A 14951-nucleotide genomic window follows, 5' to 3' on the forward strand; every position below is an offset into this window, starting at 1 on the left:
CGCCCGCCCGGCCCGCCCGGCCCGCCCGGCCCGCCCGGCCCGCCCGGATGGGCCGGATGGGCCGGGCGGCGGGCCGGGCCGGTGGGGTGGCCCGGCGGGTTCGGCGAGTTCGGTCGGTGGGCCGGTGGGCCAGTCCGGTGGGTTCGGTGGGTGGGCTGGTGAGCGGGCCGGTGGGTTCGGTGCGTTCGGTCGGTTTGGTCGGTGGGCCGGTGGGGCGGCCCGGTGGGTTTGGCCGGTGGGGCCGGGCGGTGGGCGGGTGGTCAGCGGCCGTCGGGGCCCTGACGGCGGTGGCGGGGCTGGGCCGGGCGCGGGCGGCGCGCGGGCGGTGTCCGGCGGCGGTGGTCGAGGTGGCCGGCGGGCGCGTCCCGGCCGGTGGTGGCGGTCGGGGCGGACTCCGTGAGGCCGGGGGCCGGTTCGCCCGGCAGGACCTGGCCGCGCGACCAGGTGAACTCCGCCCGGACGCCTTCCGCCTCGGTCAGCGCGCCCAACTGGTCCACGTAGCCGGCGCTCTCGGCGCACCGCTCCTCGTCCAGCGCCTCCCAGCGCGCCACGGTGGCGGGGTCGGCGGCCTCCTCCTGGCTGAGAGGCCGGCGCATGGTGAAGACCTTGGCCTGGCCGCCCGCGGTGAGGCGCACCCGAAGCCAGTACCGGCCGCCCCAGGCAGCCGGGGCGAAGTCCCAGTGCTCGGCGTCGGCGCGGGCGTGCACCGAGCCCTCCCCCCACCGCTCGGTCGCCCGGCGCAGCGCGGCCACCACGTACGCCCGCTGCAACGCGGCCGAGCGGGTGACGAGGGCCTGCCGTACGGTCCGTTCGTCCGCCGCCGAGGGCGGGACGCCGTCCCGCAGGACGCGGCGCAGGACGTCGACGGCGGGGGACGCGTCCGGCAGCGGGTCGATCCCCTCGGGCGGCGGGGCCTGGAGCACCCCCAGCCGCAGGGCCGCGTCCCGGCGGACCGTCTCGGTCCGGCGCGCCCGCTCGGATTCCTTGCGGGCGATGAGCGCGGCCTCGTCGAGGTAGCGCCGTACGGAGGAGGGCCGCCGCGGCACCGCCCGCCGGGCCTCCAGCAGGCAGTCGTCGATCAGCTCGCGGCTCTCGGAGGTGAACGCCAACGGCAGCCCGGCCAGCAGGTCGGCGCCCTCACGCAGGACGTCCTCCTCGGTGAGCCCGCCCGTCGTCCCCGGCGCCGCCGTTCCCGGTGCCGTCGTCCCGGTCGCCGGCGTCCCCGGTGCCGTCGTCCCGGTCGTCGCCGCCGCCGTCGTCGCCGCTGCCGTGTCCGGGACGGCGGCCCCCCTGCGCGTCGCGGCCGCCTCCACGGGCTCCGACCCGCCCTCGGCGTACCTGAGCAGGGCCTGCCGGCGCCGTTCGCGCAGCCGGTCGTACCACTCGGCGTGGGCCGGGTCCTCGGTGTGCCGGAAGGGGAGGCGCGCGGTGGCCCGGGACGCGCGCTGGGTCTCCACCCGGCGCACCACCCGCTCGGTCGCGGCGAGCCGCTTCCACAGCACGTCGAGGGGCACGCCGACCGGCTGCACCGGGGCGGGCAGCGGCGGTTCGCCCGGCCCGCGGGGCTCCAGGCCGAGGACGGTGATGCGGGCGTTCAGGCCGGCCGCGGTCTCCGCCGCGCGCCGCCAGCACTCGCTGCCCATCTCCAGCGACATCTGCCGCCGGGCCATGGCCTCCTGTTCGGCGGCGACCCGGTTGTTGAACGCCGCGAGCGCCTCCGTGCCGCGCAGCGCGAGCCGGGTGACGAGCAGCGCCCCGCTGAGGTCGGCCAGCCCGATGAGCGCGGGTACGATCATGTCCCGGAGCTGGTCCGTGACGGCGTCCACCGCGTCGCCCACGACGCCGCCGAGCTGGTCGACCGCGTCCGTCGCCTGTCCGGCCACGGCGTCGGTCATGTCCCCGGCGGCCGTGTCCGCCAGGTCCGGGACGCTGCCGGTGTCCGGCAGGGTCAGTCCGGCGTCGGGCGGGTAACCGTAGGCGGACACGTCCGGCATCACGGCCGTCAGATCGGTGCCGGCGTACGCGCTGCTCACGTCATTCCTCCAGTGCGAGATCCGTTGCGGGACGGGCGGCGGGTGCCAGGACGGGGACCGGTGGGCGCGTCGGGCAGCGGAACGCCGCGAGGCCCCGGCACCCCACCCCTCGGCCCGGCCCCGTCGCCGCCCGCGCCACCAGGGCGTCCGGGGCGTCCGGGGTCGGCAGGACCCGCGGGGCCGGTGGGCCCGGTGGGCCCGGTGGGCCCGGTGGGCCCGGTGGGCCCGGTGGGCCCGGCGGGACCACCGCCACCTCCGGCGCCCCCGCGGCGGGCCCGGCCCGCCGCGGTGCTGAGCGGGCGGGTGCCGGTGCGGGTCTCGGCGACATGGCGGTGCCAGGCCCGTACCCGCAGCACCGACGAGACCAGCAGCGCCAGCACGGTGGCCGCCGGCCAGATCCACACCGCGAGCAGGAAGCTGCCCACCACGGTCCCCACGAAGACCGCCAGGGCGAGCGCGGCCCACAGCCGGCGCCGCCATCCGGGCCGGGTCATCCGCCGCGTCCACGGCAGCGCCCGGCGGGTCATCCGGCCCATCACCGAGTACTCGGGGTGGTAGCGCGGGCCGATGTACCAGCCGGTCCAGCACTCGATGGCGAGCAGGGCCGCCAGCGAGGGCACGCTCAGCAGCCAGGCGATGAGCACGGTGGTCTGCGGCGCGAACCCCGCGACGTCGGCCAGGCCTACCAGGAAGGCGTGCGGGAAGAACAGCAGCAGCGCGCCGCCGGCGGCCCGGCCCAGCACCGCCGGCAGCTCCATCCGGCGCTGCACCAGCCGGAACCGGCGCGACCGCGCGTCGTCGGCGGCGAGCTCCCGGTCCCGCTCCCGGGCCCGCCGGATCTCCCGGGCCCGCTCCAGCGCCAGCGGGTGCAGCCGCAGCGCGAGCAGCAGCCGTACCGGCTCGTCGGCGTCCTCGGCCAGGCGGGTGAACCAGGGAACCCGGGCGGGCAGGGCGCGCACGGCCTCCTCCAGTTCGGCGCGGAGCGCGCGGGTGGCCTGTGCGGGGGTGGCCGCCAGATGCAGCAGATCGGCGGTGAGGGCGGGGCCGGTCGCGGTCGCGGCGCGCAGACCGTCCCGGTCGGCGGCCAGCTCGGGTATCCCGGTCAGGCGGGCGGTGGCGGCCTCCCACTGCTCCTGGTGGTGGCGCCAGCGGCGCTCGACGTGCTCCAGCTCCTCGCCGCCGCGCCGCTCGGCCAGCCGCCCGAGCAGGCCGTGCCGGTGCACCTCGGCCATGACGTCGACGCACAGCCCGTCGCCGTCGGCCGCGCGCGCGGCGAAGCCCGGCAGGTCGCGCATGCCGAGCGGGATGCCGCGGTAGCCGGGTTCCTGGTGCGGGGCCATCCAGCCGATCAGGTCGACCAGGGTGCCCGGACCCGGTGCCCTGCGCCGCCGCAGCGCCTCCAGCAGCCGGTCGAGCGCCTCCGCCCGGGCGGGGTCGTGCTCCGGGCGGAACCCGGCGAGCCAGCGGGCCAGCCGCTCCCGTTCCCTGGCCCGGGCCAGCCGCCGGGTCATGGCCTGCCAGTCCGCGTCGAACTCCTCGCCCAGGAGCGCCGGATCGGTGAAGCTCCGGCCCACGTGCTCGAACCGGGGCGCGCCGGCGCCGGGACCCGGCGGCCGGCCGGGGTCCGCGGCGGGGCCGGGGCCGGGGCCGGTCCCCGTGCGCGGGGGTCCCAGGTGCGCCGCGACCCGGGGGGTGCGCCGGTGCAGCCACTCCTCGACCTGCCGCGATCCCCAGCGTTCCTCCGGATCGTTCGCCAGCAGCCCGCGGCACAGCAGCAGGACGCGCGCGTCGTCGATCCCGTCGAGTTCGAGGGCACCCGCCTGGACCGCCTCGCTGACCGACGCCAGGGCGTGGTGCCTCTCGACCGGGTGCCGGCCGCGTGCGGCCTCGGCGACCAGGATGCCCAGCGACCACCAGTCGTCCGCCGCCCGCACGATCTGCTGACGCAGCAGCGCCTGCGGTGACGCGTAGCGCGGGGTGGCGGCCCAGTGGCGGGGTGCCTCGCGGGGGGTCCGGGCGACGAGCGAGATGCCGTAGTCGATCAGTACCAGGCCCTCGGCGGGCCGGGCGAGGTCGCCGAGGACGAGGTTGGACGGCTTGACGTCCCGGTGCACCACCCCCGCGGCGTGCAGAGCGGTCAGGGCACCGTGCAGCCGGCGCACCAGCGCCTCGATCTCCCCGGCCGGCAGCCGCCCGCCCCGGTCCCGCAGATAGGTCGCGAGATCCGTGCTTCCGTGCGAGGGCAGGACGTGGAACGGCGCCCCGCGGGCCGTCCCCCGCTCCAGCACGTACGACAGCCCCTCGTGCAGCGGCCCGGACAGCAGCAGCCCGGTCACCTCGTCGTCCGGAGCGGCGTCGGGGTGGAACCACTTCACGACCCGCTCGGTGTCCGGGCCGGCGGCCTCCTGGTCGATCACCCGGAACACGGCCGCCCGCAGCTCCGCGGACCGCCCCTCCTCCCGGGCCCGGTGCACGGTCTGCTCACCGCGCCGCGGCAGCCGCTCGCGCGCCAGGAAGCGCCCGGCGAGGGAGGGCGGCAAGCTGCTCGGGTCACCCCGCGGATCGGGCGCGGGCCTGCCGTCGGCGGCGGGCTCCGGCTCGAACAGGGTGGGCGGGACCAGGGCCTCGTCGTCCGCGTCGGGACCACAGGGCTCGTCGGGACCGGCGGGAAACGTCATGGCATTCACCTGCGGGCGGAAAGGACCGTGCGGTCGGAGCGGACGTACGGGAGAGAAACGGACCGGGGGAGAGAAACGGACCGGGGAGAGAAGCGGGCCGGGGGAGAGAAACGGACCGGGGGAGAGAAACGGACCGGGGGAGGGAAGCGGACCGGGGGAGACGCGCCGGACGGGGTAGAGCAGCCGGACCGCCGGTGGAGGAAGGGGGCGCGAAAGGGGCGCGAAAGGGGGGCGCAGAAGAGAATGGGCCCGGGAGGGGAAGGAGAGCGCACCGAAAGGGAATTCGGATGCGTATGCGATTTCCGTCGCCGCGTCCGTGGACCGGAATTCCCCGAGGTGCATGACGCGCACCGCGCACACAACGCGCACGACGCATACGGCGGGGGAACGGCAGCGCCCCGACACGGCCCGGAAACCGGGAAAACGGGCGCCCGTTCCTCCCGATCCCGGCCTCGCTTCCCGAACGCCCGGCGGTCACCGCACCCGCGCCGATAGGTTGACCGGCATGAACCCTGATGGTCTGCCGGCCCGTGCCGACCTCGTCCGGGAACTGCGGAACCTGCGCCGCGGGGGCCTGCCCGCACTGCAGTCGCTGGTGCCCCCGGGGCTGCGCGCGGTGACCCTGCACGCCGGGTACGCCCAGGGCGAGGGCGACCTGGCCGACGGTGCGGAACGGCTGATACGCGCCGCCGCCGAACGCCTCGGCACCGACGACCTCATAGGCCGCGCCGCCCAGCACACCTTCGGCCTGCTGCCCGGCCACCGGGGTGACCCGCCGGCGGACCGGCGCCGGGCGGCCGCACTGGTGTACGGGGTGAGCGACGAGCGGTTCCGGCACAGCCAGGAGAAACAGGTGGTCGAGCAGTTGGCGGGAGCCCTGCTGGCCGAGGCCCGCGAGCCGGGCGCACGGCCTCGCCGTGCGGGGGCGGCCGGGGCGGCTGGCCCGTCCGGGGCGGCGCTCCGCCCGCCCGGACCCCCGCGGGCGCCGGCCGAGCCGCCCGTCCGGGTCCCGCGGACCGGGCTGCCCGGCCGGGCCGGAACCCGGCCGGTGACCGTCCATCTGTCCCCCATCGAACTGCTGCGGGACATCGACATCCTCGTCTCCCCCGAGAACGTCCACCTGGAGATGTCCAAGTCGTTCCGGCCCACCGTCTCCGGCGCGCTGCGCCGCTCGGCCGTCGTGGGCAGCGCCCCGGAGGGCCCGGTCATCGACGTCCTCGCGGAGGAACTCGCCGCCTGGGTACGGGCCCGGCCCGGCATCCTGCCCCTGCCGCCGGGCACGGTCGTGCCCACCGGTCCGGGCGCCCTCGCCGACCGGGGGGTGCGCCGCGTCTACCACGCGGCCCTCGCCGTTCCGGACGGCTACGGCTACCGCGTCGACCCCCAGAGCATCGCCACCGCCGTCGCCGCCTGCTTCGCCCGCGCCCGGCAGGACCGCGACGACGGCCTGCCCGCCCTGCGTTCCCTCTGCTTCCCCCTGCTCGGCGCCGGCCGGGGCGGTCTGGACCGCCGTACCAGCGCCGAGTGGCTGCGCTGGTCCATCGAGGACGCCCTCACCGCCGACCCCGACTGGACGGTCCACGTCGTGACCCGCTATCCGGAGGCGGCGCGGGTGTTCGAGGCGGAGGTGCCGGAGTCGTAGGGCGCTCCCGCCCGTCCGCCCGCTCACGCCCGCCAACTCGGCCCCCTCAGCCGGATGCCGTCCGCCGCCAGGCCGAGTTCCAGCAGCCGCAGCTCGCCGCGGGCCGGCACGCCGTACACCCAGGCCCCGGCCTCGGTCCCAGCCCCGGCCCCGACCGCCGACGCGGATCCCGCCCCCGCCCCCGCCCCCGCCCGGCTCCCGGCCCCCGCCCCCGCCGCCTCCACCCGCAGGCTCACGCGCGGTCCCGGCGGATACGTGCGGGACAGGTGGGGCCCGTAGCGGTGGGCGCCCAGCGCGGTGCGCGGGACCAGCCGCTGGTTGGCCGAACCGCGCCAGACCAGGTCCGTCGGCTCCGCCACCCGGAATCGGCCGGTGACCACCGCGTCCGCGCCCGCCAGCGCCGACCACACGTCCGCCGGCACCTCGTGCGGCTCGTGGCCGGTGTAGACGAGCAGGTCGGCGGGCCGGCCGTGGCGGCGGCGCACCCGGTCGGCGCCGCGCAGCAGCGCGGCCAGCGCGGCGGGCTGGGCCAACGGCTCCCCGCCGCTGACCGTCAGGCCCTCGGCGCCACGGGCCAGTGCCGCGTCCCACAGCCGCAGCAGCTCGCCCACCGTGGCCGGCCGGCCGCCGGCCGGGTCCCACGTGTGCCGGGACATGCAGCCGGGGCAGGCCAGCGCACAGCCCTGGAACCACAGCGCCAGCCGCCGGCCGGGCCCGAGCGTCTCGACGGGGAAGTAGCCGTCGGCCATCCGGACCGGCCGGTCGCCCCCCGGGTCCCCGCCGACGGTGCCGTCCCCGCTGTGGTCCCCGCTGTGGTCCCCGCTGTGGTCCACGGTGTGGTCCACGCCGTGATCCATGCTGTGGTCAACAGTGTCGTCCACGGTCTCGTCCACGATGCTGTCGTCCACGGTGTTTCCGGCCATGCGCCCCCCTCGCGGTCCCCCGGCCGTGCGCCCCCTCGCGCCCGTGCCCCCATTCGAAGATCGATTCCAAAGAAAGATCATTTCACTGTCGGCGGGCATACTCCGGCCGCGGTGGAAGGTGAAGAGTATTCCGAGCCCCACCCGTCTCACCGGGTTTTTCGGAAGTTTTCCAGCAGGGCGCCCTCGGCTTCGGTCGGGCCCCGGTCGATCTCCGGCTGTTTTCCGGACGGCCCGAAATCGGGTGTCGGAAATCCCTCCCTCCGGCGTTCGTTTTTCGCCTAGGCTGCGCGCCAATCCCGTATGACCGGCGGAGCCGTCCGCTCCGCGAGGATGCCCTCGCCGTGACCGCGAGAGGACCGGGGGAGGGCGAACGGGGGATTCGACGAGGGGGATGGAATGAGCGACGTGAAGTCCGTCCCGACGGACTACGGCCGCAGTCGCCTCACCGCGCGCACCCGCTGGCGGGCCACCCGCCACGGCCGGCGCGACGGCAGGGCCGGCATCGGCACCGAGCACTACATCCGCGGGCTCGAACGCGGGCTGCGGATGACCCTGGAGGGCCTGCGGTCCCGTTTCGTCACGGAGCACGCGGAGCTCATCGACCGCATCCACGCGGAGTCCGCGCGGATCGTGACGGAGTACGACCAGCGGCGCGAGGACGTGCCCGCGGCGCTCGCCCGCTTCGGCGGCTGGGTCTCCGCGTGGCGCACCGAGGTGACGGCCTGCCAGCAGCGCGGCCTGGCCCTCGCCGCCTGCGCCGACCAGGAACTCACCCACTACGAGGCCGCCTACGCGCGCGCCGGCCGACGCGCAGGCCGACCGGCCGACGCGCCGCCTCCGGCGGGGGACGCGGCGGCCGCCGCGCTGGACGAGACGTGGACCGGAGCACCGGACTGGATGCTCGACGACGCCCTGGTGCGGCGGGCGCTGCTGATTCTGGAGCAGAGGATCGGACCGGCGGCGGCCGCCGCCGGCCGGGGAGGACGGGGGACCCGATGACACACACAACCCGACGGAAACACAGGCCACACAAGGCACACGAGGAATACAGGACACACGAAGGACACAAGGCCGACGAAGGACACAAGGCGCACGAAGGACGCAAGGTGCATGAAGGACACAAGGTGCATGAAGGACACAGGGCACACGAGGAATGCCGGGAACAGCACCGGGAGCGCAGCACGCGCGGCACGCGCAGAGCGTGTGCCGGACCACTGGCGGTCGCCCTGGGCGTCACGGCCGCCCTGGCGCTGACGGCGTGCGAACCGCCGGGCGGCTCCGAGCGCCTCTCCGCCGACTGCGCGGTCGTCGTCGACGGCTCCGGCTCGGGCCAGGACAGCGACGACGGCTTCCGCGCCAAGGAGAAGCTCAAGGCGACCCTGCCCCGCTTCCTCGCCGACAAGAAGTGCAAGTACGTGTCCTACGCGCCCATCACCTCGGCCTCCGTCGCCTCCTCCTGCCAGGTGCCGCGGATCGACATCGACCCGGACTCCGACACCCGCTCCGAGCGGGAGGGGCTGTGGAGCGAGACCCGCTTCCTGGCCGAGGCGGCCGCCGAGAAGATGCTCGACTGCGCCCGCAAGCGCCAGCCGGGCTCGGACGTCCTCGGCGGCCTCGACCGCGCGGCCAACGTGCCCCGCGACGGCGGTGGCACCTTCCACGTGCTGGTGGTCAGCGACTTCGAACAGGCCGACGCCGACTTCAAGCTGGGCCGGTACGAGCTGGCCACGCAGGCGCAGCGGGACGAGGCCGTCGACGCGCTGGTGACCGGGCGCGGGCTGCCGAAGCTGCCGGACACCACCGTCTACCGCGTCGGCTTCGGCATGCGCGGCGGCAAGACCACCCCCGAACGCGTCGATCAGATGGGCCAGTTCTGGCAGCAGGTCCTGGAGAAGGAGGTGAAGGTCGATGTCGACGACGGATACGGGGCCTGAGGAGCCCCGCCGGCTCCGGGAACGGCTCGGGCTCCGCCGTGGCGAGGGCCGCGCCCCCGGCCTCGGCGGCACCGGCGGCACCCCGCCGCGCGGGCACGTCCCGCCGACCGAGACCAAGGAGGCCAGACGCCTGCTCGCGCGGGCGGAGTCGGCCGGCCGCCGCGCCGTCGCCGAGGGCACCCTCAACCCCTACGTCCTCGCCTCCGTCCACCGCCTGCCCTACCTGGGCCGGCTGACCGGCCTGCGCGGCCACGCCCGGGACCGGGTCGTGGCCGGGCACCACGAGCGGGAGGAGCGGGAACTGCGGGCCTCGGCGCGGCTGTACGCCCAGACCGCGGCCCGGGAGCAGGAGGCCCGCCAGGCCCGGGACGCGCAGCGGGAGGAGACACGCCGCCACCGGGCCGCCGCCGCGGGACTGGACCGGGTGGCGAACCGGATGGCGGCCCGGGAGGACCGCCGGGACCGGATGGTGCCCTGGCTGGTCGGCCGTATCGGCACGGGCCGGGGCACCGGCCCGGACGACGGCGACGGCGACGGCGCCGGCGCCGGTGCCGGTGCGGCGGGATGGGACACCGGGGCCGGTGGGCGGTCCGACCCCGCCGGGCAGCCGTACGACCCCGACCTGGACGACGACTCCGAGACCTACGCCGACCCCGCTCCCGTGCCCGCGGGCGGCATCGCCTGGGAGGGCCTCACGGAGAGCTCGGCCCTGGCCCGCTGGCCCCGGCTGATCCTCGCCGGACTGCTGATACTCGTCGAACTCCCCGTCTACATCACCCTGTTCCTGGCGATCCACGACGGGACGGCGGAGGGCCGGATCAGCGCCTACCTGCTGTCGGCGGCCGTCGGCGTCGTCATGACGGCCGGGCCGTTCCAGGCCGGACGCCAGTGGCGGCGACGGGGCGCCACCGCCTCGCTGCGGGTGGTGCTGCCGGTCGCGGCCGCGCTCGCCGCGCTGTGGGGCGTGGCCGCCTGGTACCTGGGCGACCTGCGGGCCCGGATCGTGTTCCGGGAGGACACCTCCTCGTCCGCCGCCCTGGACGCCCTGGCGCGGTCGCTGGGCGTCGAGGAGCGGCCGCCCGCGCCGCCGACGCTGCTGGAGCAGCTCAGCCTCGACGAGCACACCGTCAGCGTGATGTTCATCGCGCTGCTGCTGCTCTCCGGCGGGATCGCCTTCCTGCTGGCACTCTCCGAGGAGCACCCGTTCGTCGCCGCCTACCGGCACCACCTCAAGCGGCTGCGGAAGGCCGGGACCAGGCTGGCCGAGGCGGAGGCCGCGGCCGCCGGCGCCCAGCGGGACAAGGACACCGCGCAGGAGCGGCGCCACGCGCGCGCCGAGGCGCTGGCCGCCGAACTGACGGCGGTGGACGCCGTCTTCGAGGCGGCCGCCCACGCCTACCTGGACGGCGTCCAGGCGGCCTCGCACGATCCGGCGGTCACGGAGGGAGCCATGCGGCTGTCCTCGCGGTACCCGCTGCTGCCGGAGCCGCCCGTCCCGACCACGCGCTGACGGAAGCCGGCCGGGTCCGGGGCCTCAGGAGGCCAGCCAGGCGTCCACTCCCTCCAGGAGCTTGCGCCGGACCTCCTCCGGCGCCGCCGAAGCCCGCACCGACTGGCGGGCCAGCTCCGCCAGCTCCGCGTCCGTGAAGGCGTGGTGCCGACGGGCCAGTTCGTACTGGGCCGCCAGTCGGGAGCCGAACAGGAGCGGGTCGTCGGCGCCCAGGGCCATCGGGACGCCCGCCTCGAACAGCGTGCGCAGCGGTACGTCCTCGGGTTTGTCGTAGACGCCCAGGGCGACGTTCGAGGCGGGGCACACCTCGCAGGTCACGCCCCGGTCGGCCAGGCGCTTCAGCAGCCGCGGGTCCTCCGCCGCGCGCACCCCGTGCCCGATGCGCGAGGCGTGCAGATCGTCCAGGCAGTCGCGCACCGAGGCCGGACCGGTGAGCTCGCCCCCGTGCGGGGCGGACAGCAGGCCGCCGTCGCGGGCGATGGCGAAGGCCCGGTCGAAGTCGCGTGCCATGCCCCGGCGTTCGTCGTTGGAGAGCCCGAAGCCGACCACGCCCCGGTCCGCGTACCGGACCGCCAGGCGGGCCAGCGTCCGCGCGTCCAGGGGGTGCTTCATCCGGTTGGCGGCGACCAGCACCCGCATGCCCAGCCCGGTCTCCCGCGACGCCGCGTCCACCGCGTCCAGGATGACCTCCATCGCCGCGATCAGACCGCCCAGCCGAGGGGCGTACGAGGTGGGGTCGACCTGGATCTCCAGCCAGCCCGAGCCGTCCCGCACGTCCTCCTCGGCGGCCTCCCGCACCAGGCGCTGTATGTCCTCGGGCTGCCGCAGGCACGAGCGGGCCGCGTCGTACAGGCGCTGGAAGCGGAACCAGCCCCGCTCGTCGGTCGCCCGCAGTCTCGGCGGCTCCCCGCCGTGCAGCGCGTCGGTCAGCGCCTCGGGCAGGCGCACCCCGTACTTGTCGGCCAGTTCCAGCAGGGTGGCGGGCCGCATCGATCCGGTGAAGTGCAGGTGCAGATGGGCCTTCGGCAGCTCAGAGACATCACGTACACGCTCCATCCCGGAATCCTGCCGTACGGCCCCCGTGTCCCGGAAGCCGATTCCCCCTACGGGGGCTTGCCCGCACGAAAAATCGGGCCGCCTCCCGAAGGAGACGGCCCGTATCCGCGCGGGGGACGTCAGTCCCTGGCCTCGGCCAGCAGCTTCTGGATCCGGCTCACGCCCTCGACGAGGTCCTCGTCGCCCAGCGCGTACGACAGGCGCAGGTAGCCCGGCGTGCCGAAGGCCTCGCCCGGGACGACCGCGACCTCGGCCTCCTCCAGGATCAGCGCCGCCAGCTCGACGGTGTCCTGCGGGCGCTTGCCGCGGATCTCCTTGCCGAGCAGGCCCTTCACCGACGGGTACGCGTAGAAAGCGCCCTCGGGCTCGGGGCACAGGACGCCGTCGATCTCGTTGAGCATCCGCACGATCGTCCTGCGGCGCCGGTCGAAGGCCTCACGCATCCGCGCGACCGCCTCCAGACCGCCGGAGACGGCCGCGAGGGCGGCCACCTGCGCGACGTTGGACACGTTCGACGTGGCGTGCGACTGGAGGTTCGTCGCCGCCTTCACGACGTCCTTCGGGCCGATGATCCAGCCGACCCGCCAGCCCGTCATCGCGTACGTCTTCGCCACGCCGTTGACCACGATGCACTTGTCGCGCAGCTCGGGCAGGAGCGCCGGGAGCGAGGTGAACTCGGCGTCACCGTAGACGAGGTGCTCGTAGATCTCGTCGGTCAGCACCCACAGGCCGTGCTCCACGGCCCAGCGGCCGATCGCGGCGGCCTCCTCGGCGCCGTAGACCGCGCCGGTCGGGTTGGAGGGGGAGACGAAGAGCACGACCTTCGTCTTCTCGGTGCGCGCCGCCTCCAGCTGCTCCACGGAGACCCGGTAACCGGTCGTCTCGTCGGCCACCACCTCGACCGGCACGCCGCCCGCGAGGCGGATCGACTCGGGGTACGTCGTCCAGTAGGGGGCGGGCACGATGACCTCGTCGCCCGGGTCGAGGATCGCGGCGAAGGCCTCGTAGATGGCCTGCTTGCCGCCGTTGGTGACGAGGATCTGCGACGGGTCGACCTCGTAGCCCGAGTCGCGCAGCGTCTTCGCGGCGATCGCGGCCTTCAGCTCGGGCAGGCCGCCGGCCGGCGTGTAGCGGTGGTACTTCGGGTTCTTGCAGGCCTCGATCGCGGCCTCGACGATGTAGTCCGGGGTCGGGAAGTCGGGCTCACCGGCGCCGAAGCCGATCACCGGACGCCCGGCGGCCTTCAGGGCCTTGGCCTTGGCGTCCACGGCGAGGGTGGCGGACTCGGAGATCGCGCCGACTCGGGCGGAGACCCGGCGCTCGGTGGGAGGGGTTGCAGCGCTCATGGACCCCATGTTTTCAGACAGGAAACCGGCCCGGCACACGGGTTTCACGGACTGAACATCCGCGGGCAGACCGCTGAACACCCGTGCGGATCCGGGCGGCGTCCGGGCGGTGGCCTGCGTGATCTTCCGGCGAATTCCCGACGATCTTCCGCCCGGGGCGCCCCACAGGGCACTTTCCGTTCGACGAGGCGCTCAGGACCACGTACACTCCTACGTCGTTGGCCCTCTACAGCCGTGCCACGACCGGTGCACACCGAGCACCCGGGCGGATGCGGTACGTTGGGGGACACCACAAAGGGTCGTAGCTCAATTGGTAGAGCACTGGTCTCCAAAACCAGCGGTTGGGGGTTCAAGTCCCTCCGGCCCTGCTACACACACCTTCGCCAGGGATGTGTGCGCATGTACGTACAGCAATGCACCGCCGTGCGGCTCAAACCGGGCGCGGCACGGCCACGACCCGGAATCAGGTGAGGACGAATGGCGGATGCCGTGGGCTCCATCGATACGCCTGATGCCCAGGACGAGGTGCCTGAGGCCCAGAAGAAGACCCGCAAGGGCGGCAAGCGCGCCAAGAAGGGCCCGCTGAAGCGGCTCGCCCTCTTCTACCGCCAGATCGTCGCGGAACTCCGCAAGGTGGTCTGGCCCTCGCGGAGCCAGCTGACGACGTACACGACCGTGGTGATCGTCTTCGTGGTCATCATGATCGGCCTGGTGACCGTGATTGACTATGGACTCAGCCACGCCGCCAAGTACGTCTTCGGCTGAGCCGAGAGCGAAGGGCGCCGGGTGATCGGCGCCCCTTTCGCGTGTTCCACCCCTATGTATCCAGGAAGAAGCAGCCACCGTGTCTGACCAGAACCTGAACGACGCCATCGAGCCCGACGAGGTCGACGACGAGCTCGACATCGTCGAGGGCGCGGACGAGGACCTGGACGAGTTCGAGGCTGCCGACGCCGAGGCGGGCGAGCCCGCCGAGGAAGCCGCGCTCCACGTCGAGGAAGAGGACGAGGACGAGGAGGAGGCCGACGAGGCCGCCGCCGAGGACGAGACCGAGGAAGAGCCGGCCGAACCCGCCGAGCCCGTCGACCCCGTCGCCGCCCTGCGCGAGGAGCTGCGCACCCTGCCCGGCGAGTGGTATGTGATCCACACCTACGCCGGCTACGAGAACCGCGTGAAGACCAACCTGGAGCAGCGCGCCGTCTCGCTGAACGTCGAGGACTACATCTTCCAGGCCGAGGTGCCGCAGGAGGAGGTCGTCCAGATCAAGAACGGCGACCGCAAGACGATCAAGCAGAACAAGCTCCCGGGTTACGTCCTCGTCCGCATGGACCTGACGAACGAGTCCTGGGGCGTCGTCCGCAACACCCCCGGCGTCACCGGCTTCGTGGGCAACGCCTACGACCCGTACCCGCTGACCCTGGACGAGATCGTCAAGATGCTCGCCCCGGAGGCCGAGGAGAAGGCCGCCCGTGAGGCCGCCGAGGCCGAGGGCAAGCCGGCTCCGCAGCGCAAGGTCGAGGTCCAGGTCCTGGACTTCGAGGTCGGCGACTCGGTCACCGTCACCGACGGCCCGTTCGCCACGCTCCAGGCCACCATCAACGAGATCAACGCCGACTCCAAGAAGGTCAAGGGCCTGGTGGAGATCTTCGGCCGCGAGACCCCGGTCGAGCTGAGCTTCGACCAGATCCAGAAGAACTAGTTCGTTCTGGAACACATGCCTCCGAACAGGTCAGACGGGCTACTGAAGCCGGTCTGACCTGCTCGGTTTTCAGCCGCGCATCCATACCCGTTATCGTTGTGCGGTATGCCTGCGTCCGGGGTGTCCCCGA

The 14951-nt window shown here is 74.7% G+C and carries 11 protein-coding genes and 1 tRNA gene; 7 read left to right on the plus strand and 5 right to left on the minus strand.

Annotated features, from left to right (window positions below; all coding sequences use genetic code 11):
* Positions 1–260: 260 nt before the first annotated feature.
* Together ACFV9M_RS26590 and ACFV9M_RS26595 are read right to left on the minus strand one after the other, a co-directional pair.
* Positions 261–2033, minus strand: coding sequence for a hypothetical protein (locus ACFV9M_RS26590; RefSeq protein WP_385066566.1), 1773 nt, complete (start codon positions 2031–2033; stop codon positions 261–263).
* Positions 2030–4711 (minus strand): protein kinase, encoded by a 2682-nt coding sequence (locus tag ACFV9M_RS26595; RefSeq protein ID WP_385066569.1) that lies wholly within the window; start codon positions 4709–4711, stop codon positions 2030–2032. The genes ACFV9M_RS26590 and ACFV9M_RS26595 overlap by 4 nt, the downstream gene beginning before the upstream one ends.
* 505 nt (positions 4712–5216) lie before the next feature.
* Between ACFV9M_RS26595 and ACFV9M_RS26600 the strand changes: the two genes are divergently transcribed.
* Entirely contained in the window at positions 5217–6353 is a 1137-nt protein-coding gene (locus ACFV9M_RS26600) for a macro domain-containing protein (RefSeq protein WP_385066572.1), read from the plus strand.
* A gap of 23 nt (positions 6354–6376) precedes the next feature.
* Here ACFV9M_RS26600 and ACFV9M_RS26605 read toward each other — a convergent pair whose 3' ends face one another.
* Complete coding sequence (locus ACFV9M_RS26605) at positions 6377–7276, minus strand: 4Fe-4S single cluster domain-containing protein (protein ID WP_385066575.1); 900 nt, start codon at positions 7274–7276, stop codon at positions 6377–6379.
* A gap of 396 nt (positions 7277–7672) precedes the next feature.
* Between ACFV9M_RS26605 and ACFV9M_RS26610 the strand changes: the two genes are divergently transcribed.
* The 3 genes from ACFV9M_RS26610 to ACFV9M_RS26620 all read left to right on the plus strand — a co-directional run bounded on the left by ACFV9M_RS26610 (position 7673) and on the right by ACFV9M_RS26620 (position 10720).
* Positions 7673–8275, plus strand: a complete 603-nt coding sequence (locus tag ACFV9M_RS26610) for a hypothetical protein (protein WP_385066577.1) — start codon at positions 7673–7675, stop codon at positions 8273–8275.
* Positions 8276–8400: 125 nt separating this feature from the next.
* Positions 8401–9210 carry a hypothetical protein gene (locus ACFV9M_RS26615; RefSeq protein WP_385066579.1) on the plus strand — a complete coding sequence of 270 codons (810 nt, stop codon included), beginning with the start codon at positions 8401–8403 and terminating at the stop codon, positions 9208–9210.
* Positions 9185–10720 (plus strand): hypothetical protein, encoded by a 1536-nt coding sequence (locus ACFV9M_RS26620; protein ID WP_385066582.1) that lies wholly within the window; start codon positions 9185–9187, stop codon positions 10718–10720. Before ACFV9M_RS26615 ends, ACFV9M_RS26620 begins: the two co-directional genes overlap by 26 nt.
* A 24-nt stretch (positions 10721–10744) precedes the next feature.
* Here ACFV9M_RS26620 and ACFV9M_RS26625 read toward each other — a convergent pair whose 3' ends face one another.
* Entirely contained in the window at positions 10745–11776 is a 1032-nt protein-coding gene (locus tag ACFV9M_RS26625) for an adenosine deaminase (RefSeq protein ID WP_385066585.1), read from the minus strand.
* Positions 11777–11895: 119 nt separating this feature from the next.
* Positions 11896–13122: a pyridoxal phosphate-dependent aminotransferase gene (locus ACFV9M_RS26630; RefSeq protein ID WP_385066587.1), complete on the minus strand. Its 1227-nt coding sequence runs from the start codon at positions 13120–13122 to the stop codon at positions 11896–11898.
* 295 nt (positions 13123–13417) lie between these two features.
* Between ACFV9M_RS26630 and ACFV9M_RS26635 the strand changes: the two genes are divergently transcribed.
* From ACFV9M_RS26635 to nusG, 3 genes are all read left to right on the plus strand, one after another.
* A tRNA-Trp gene (locus tag ACFV9M_RS26635) sits at positions 13418–13490 on the plus strand.
* A 109-nt stretch (positions 13491–13599) separates the two neighbouring features.
* On the plus strand, positions 13600–13887 hold the full coding sequence (gene secE / locus ACFV9M_RS26640) for a preprotein translocase subunit SecE (protein ID WP_385066590.1): 288 nt from the start codon (positions 13600–13602) through the stop codon (positions 13885–13887).
* A 79-nt stretch (positions 13888–13966) separates the two neighbouring features.
* Positions 13967–14821: a transcription termination/antitermination protein NusG gene (gene nusG, locus ACFV9M_RS26645; RefSeq protein WP_385066592.1), complete on the plus strand. Its 855-nt coding sequence runs from the start codon at positions 13967–13969 to the stop codon at positions 14819–14821.
* Positions 14822–14951 lie beyond the last annotated feature (130 nt).

Origin of the sequence: Streptomyces sp. NPDC059895, from assembly GCF_042731035.1 — a bacterium.
Classification (GTDB): domain Bacteria; phylum Actinomycetota; class Actinomycetes; order Streptomycetales; family Streptomycetaceae; genus Streptomyces.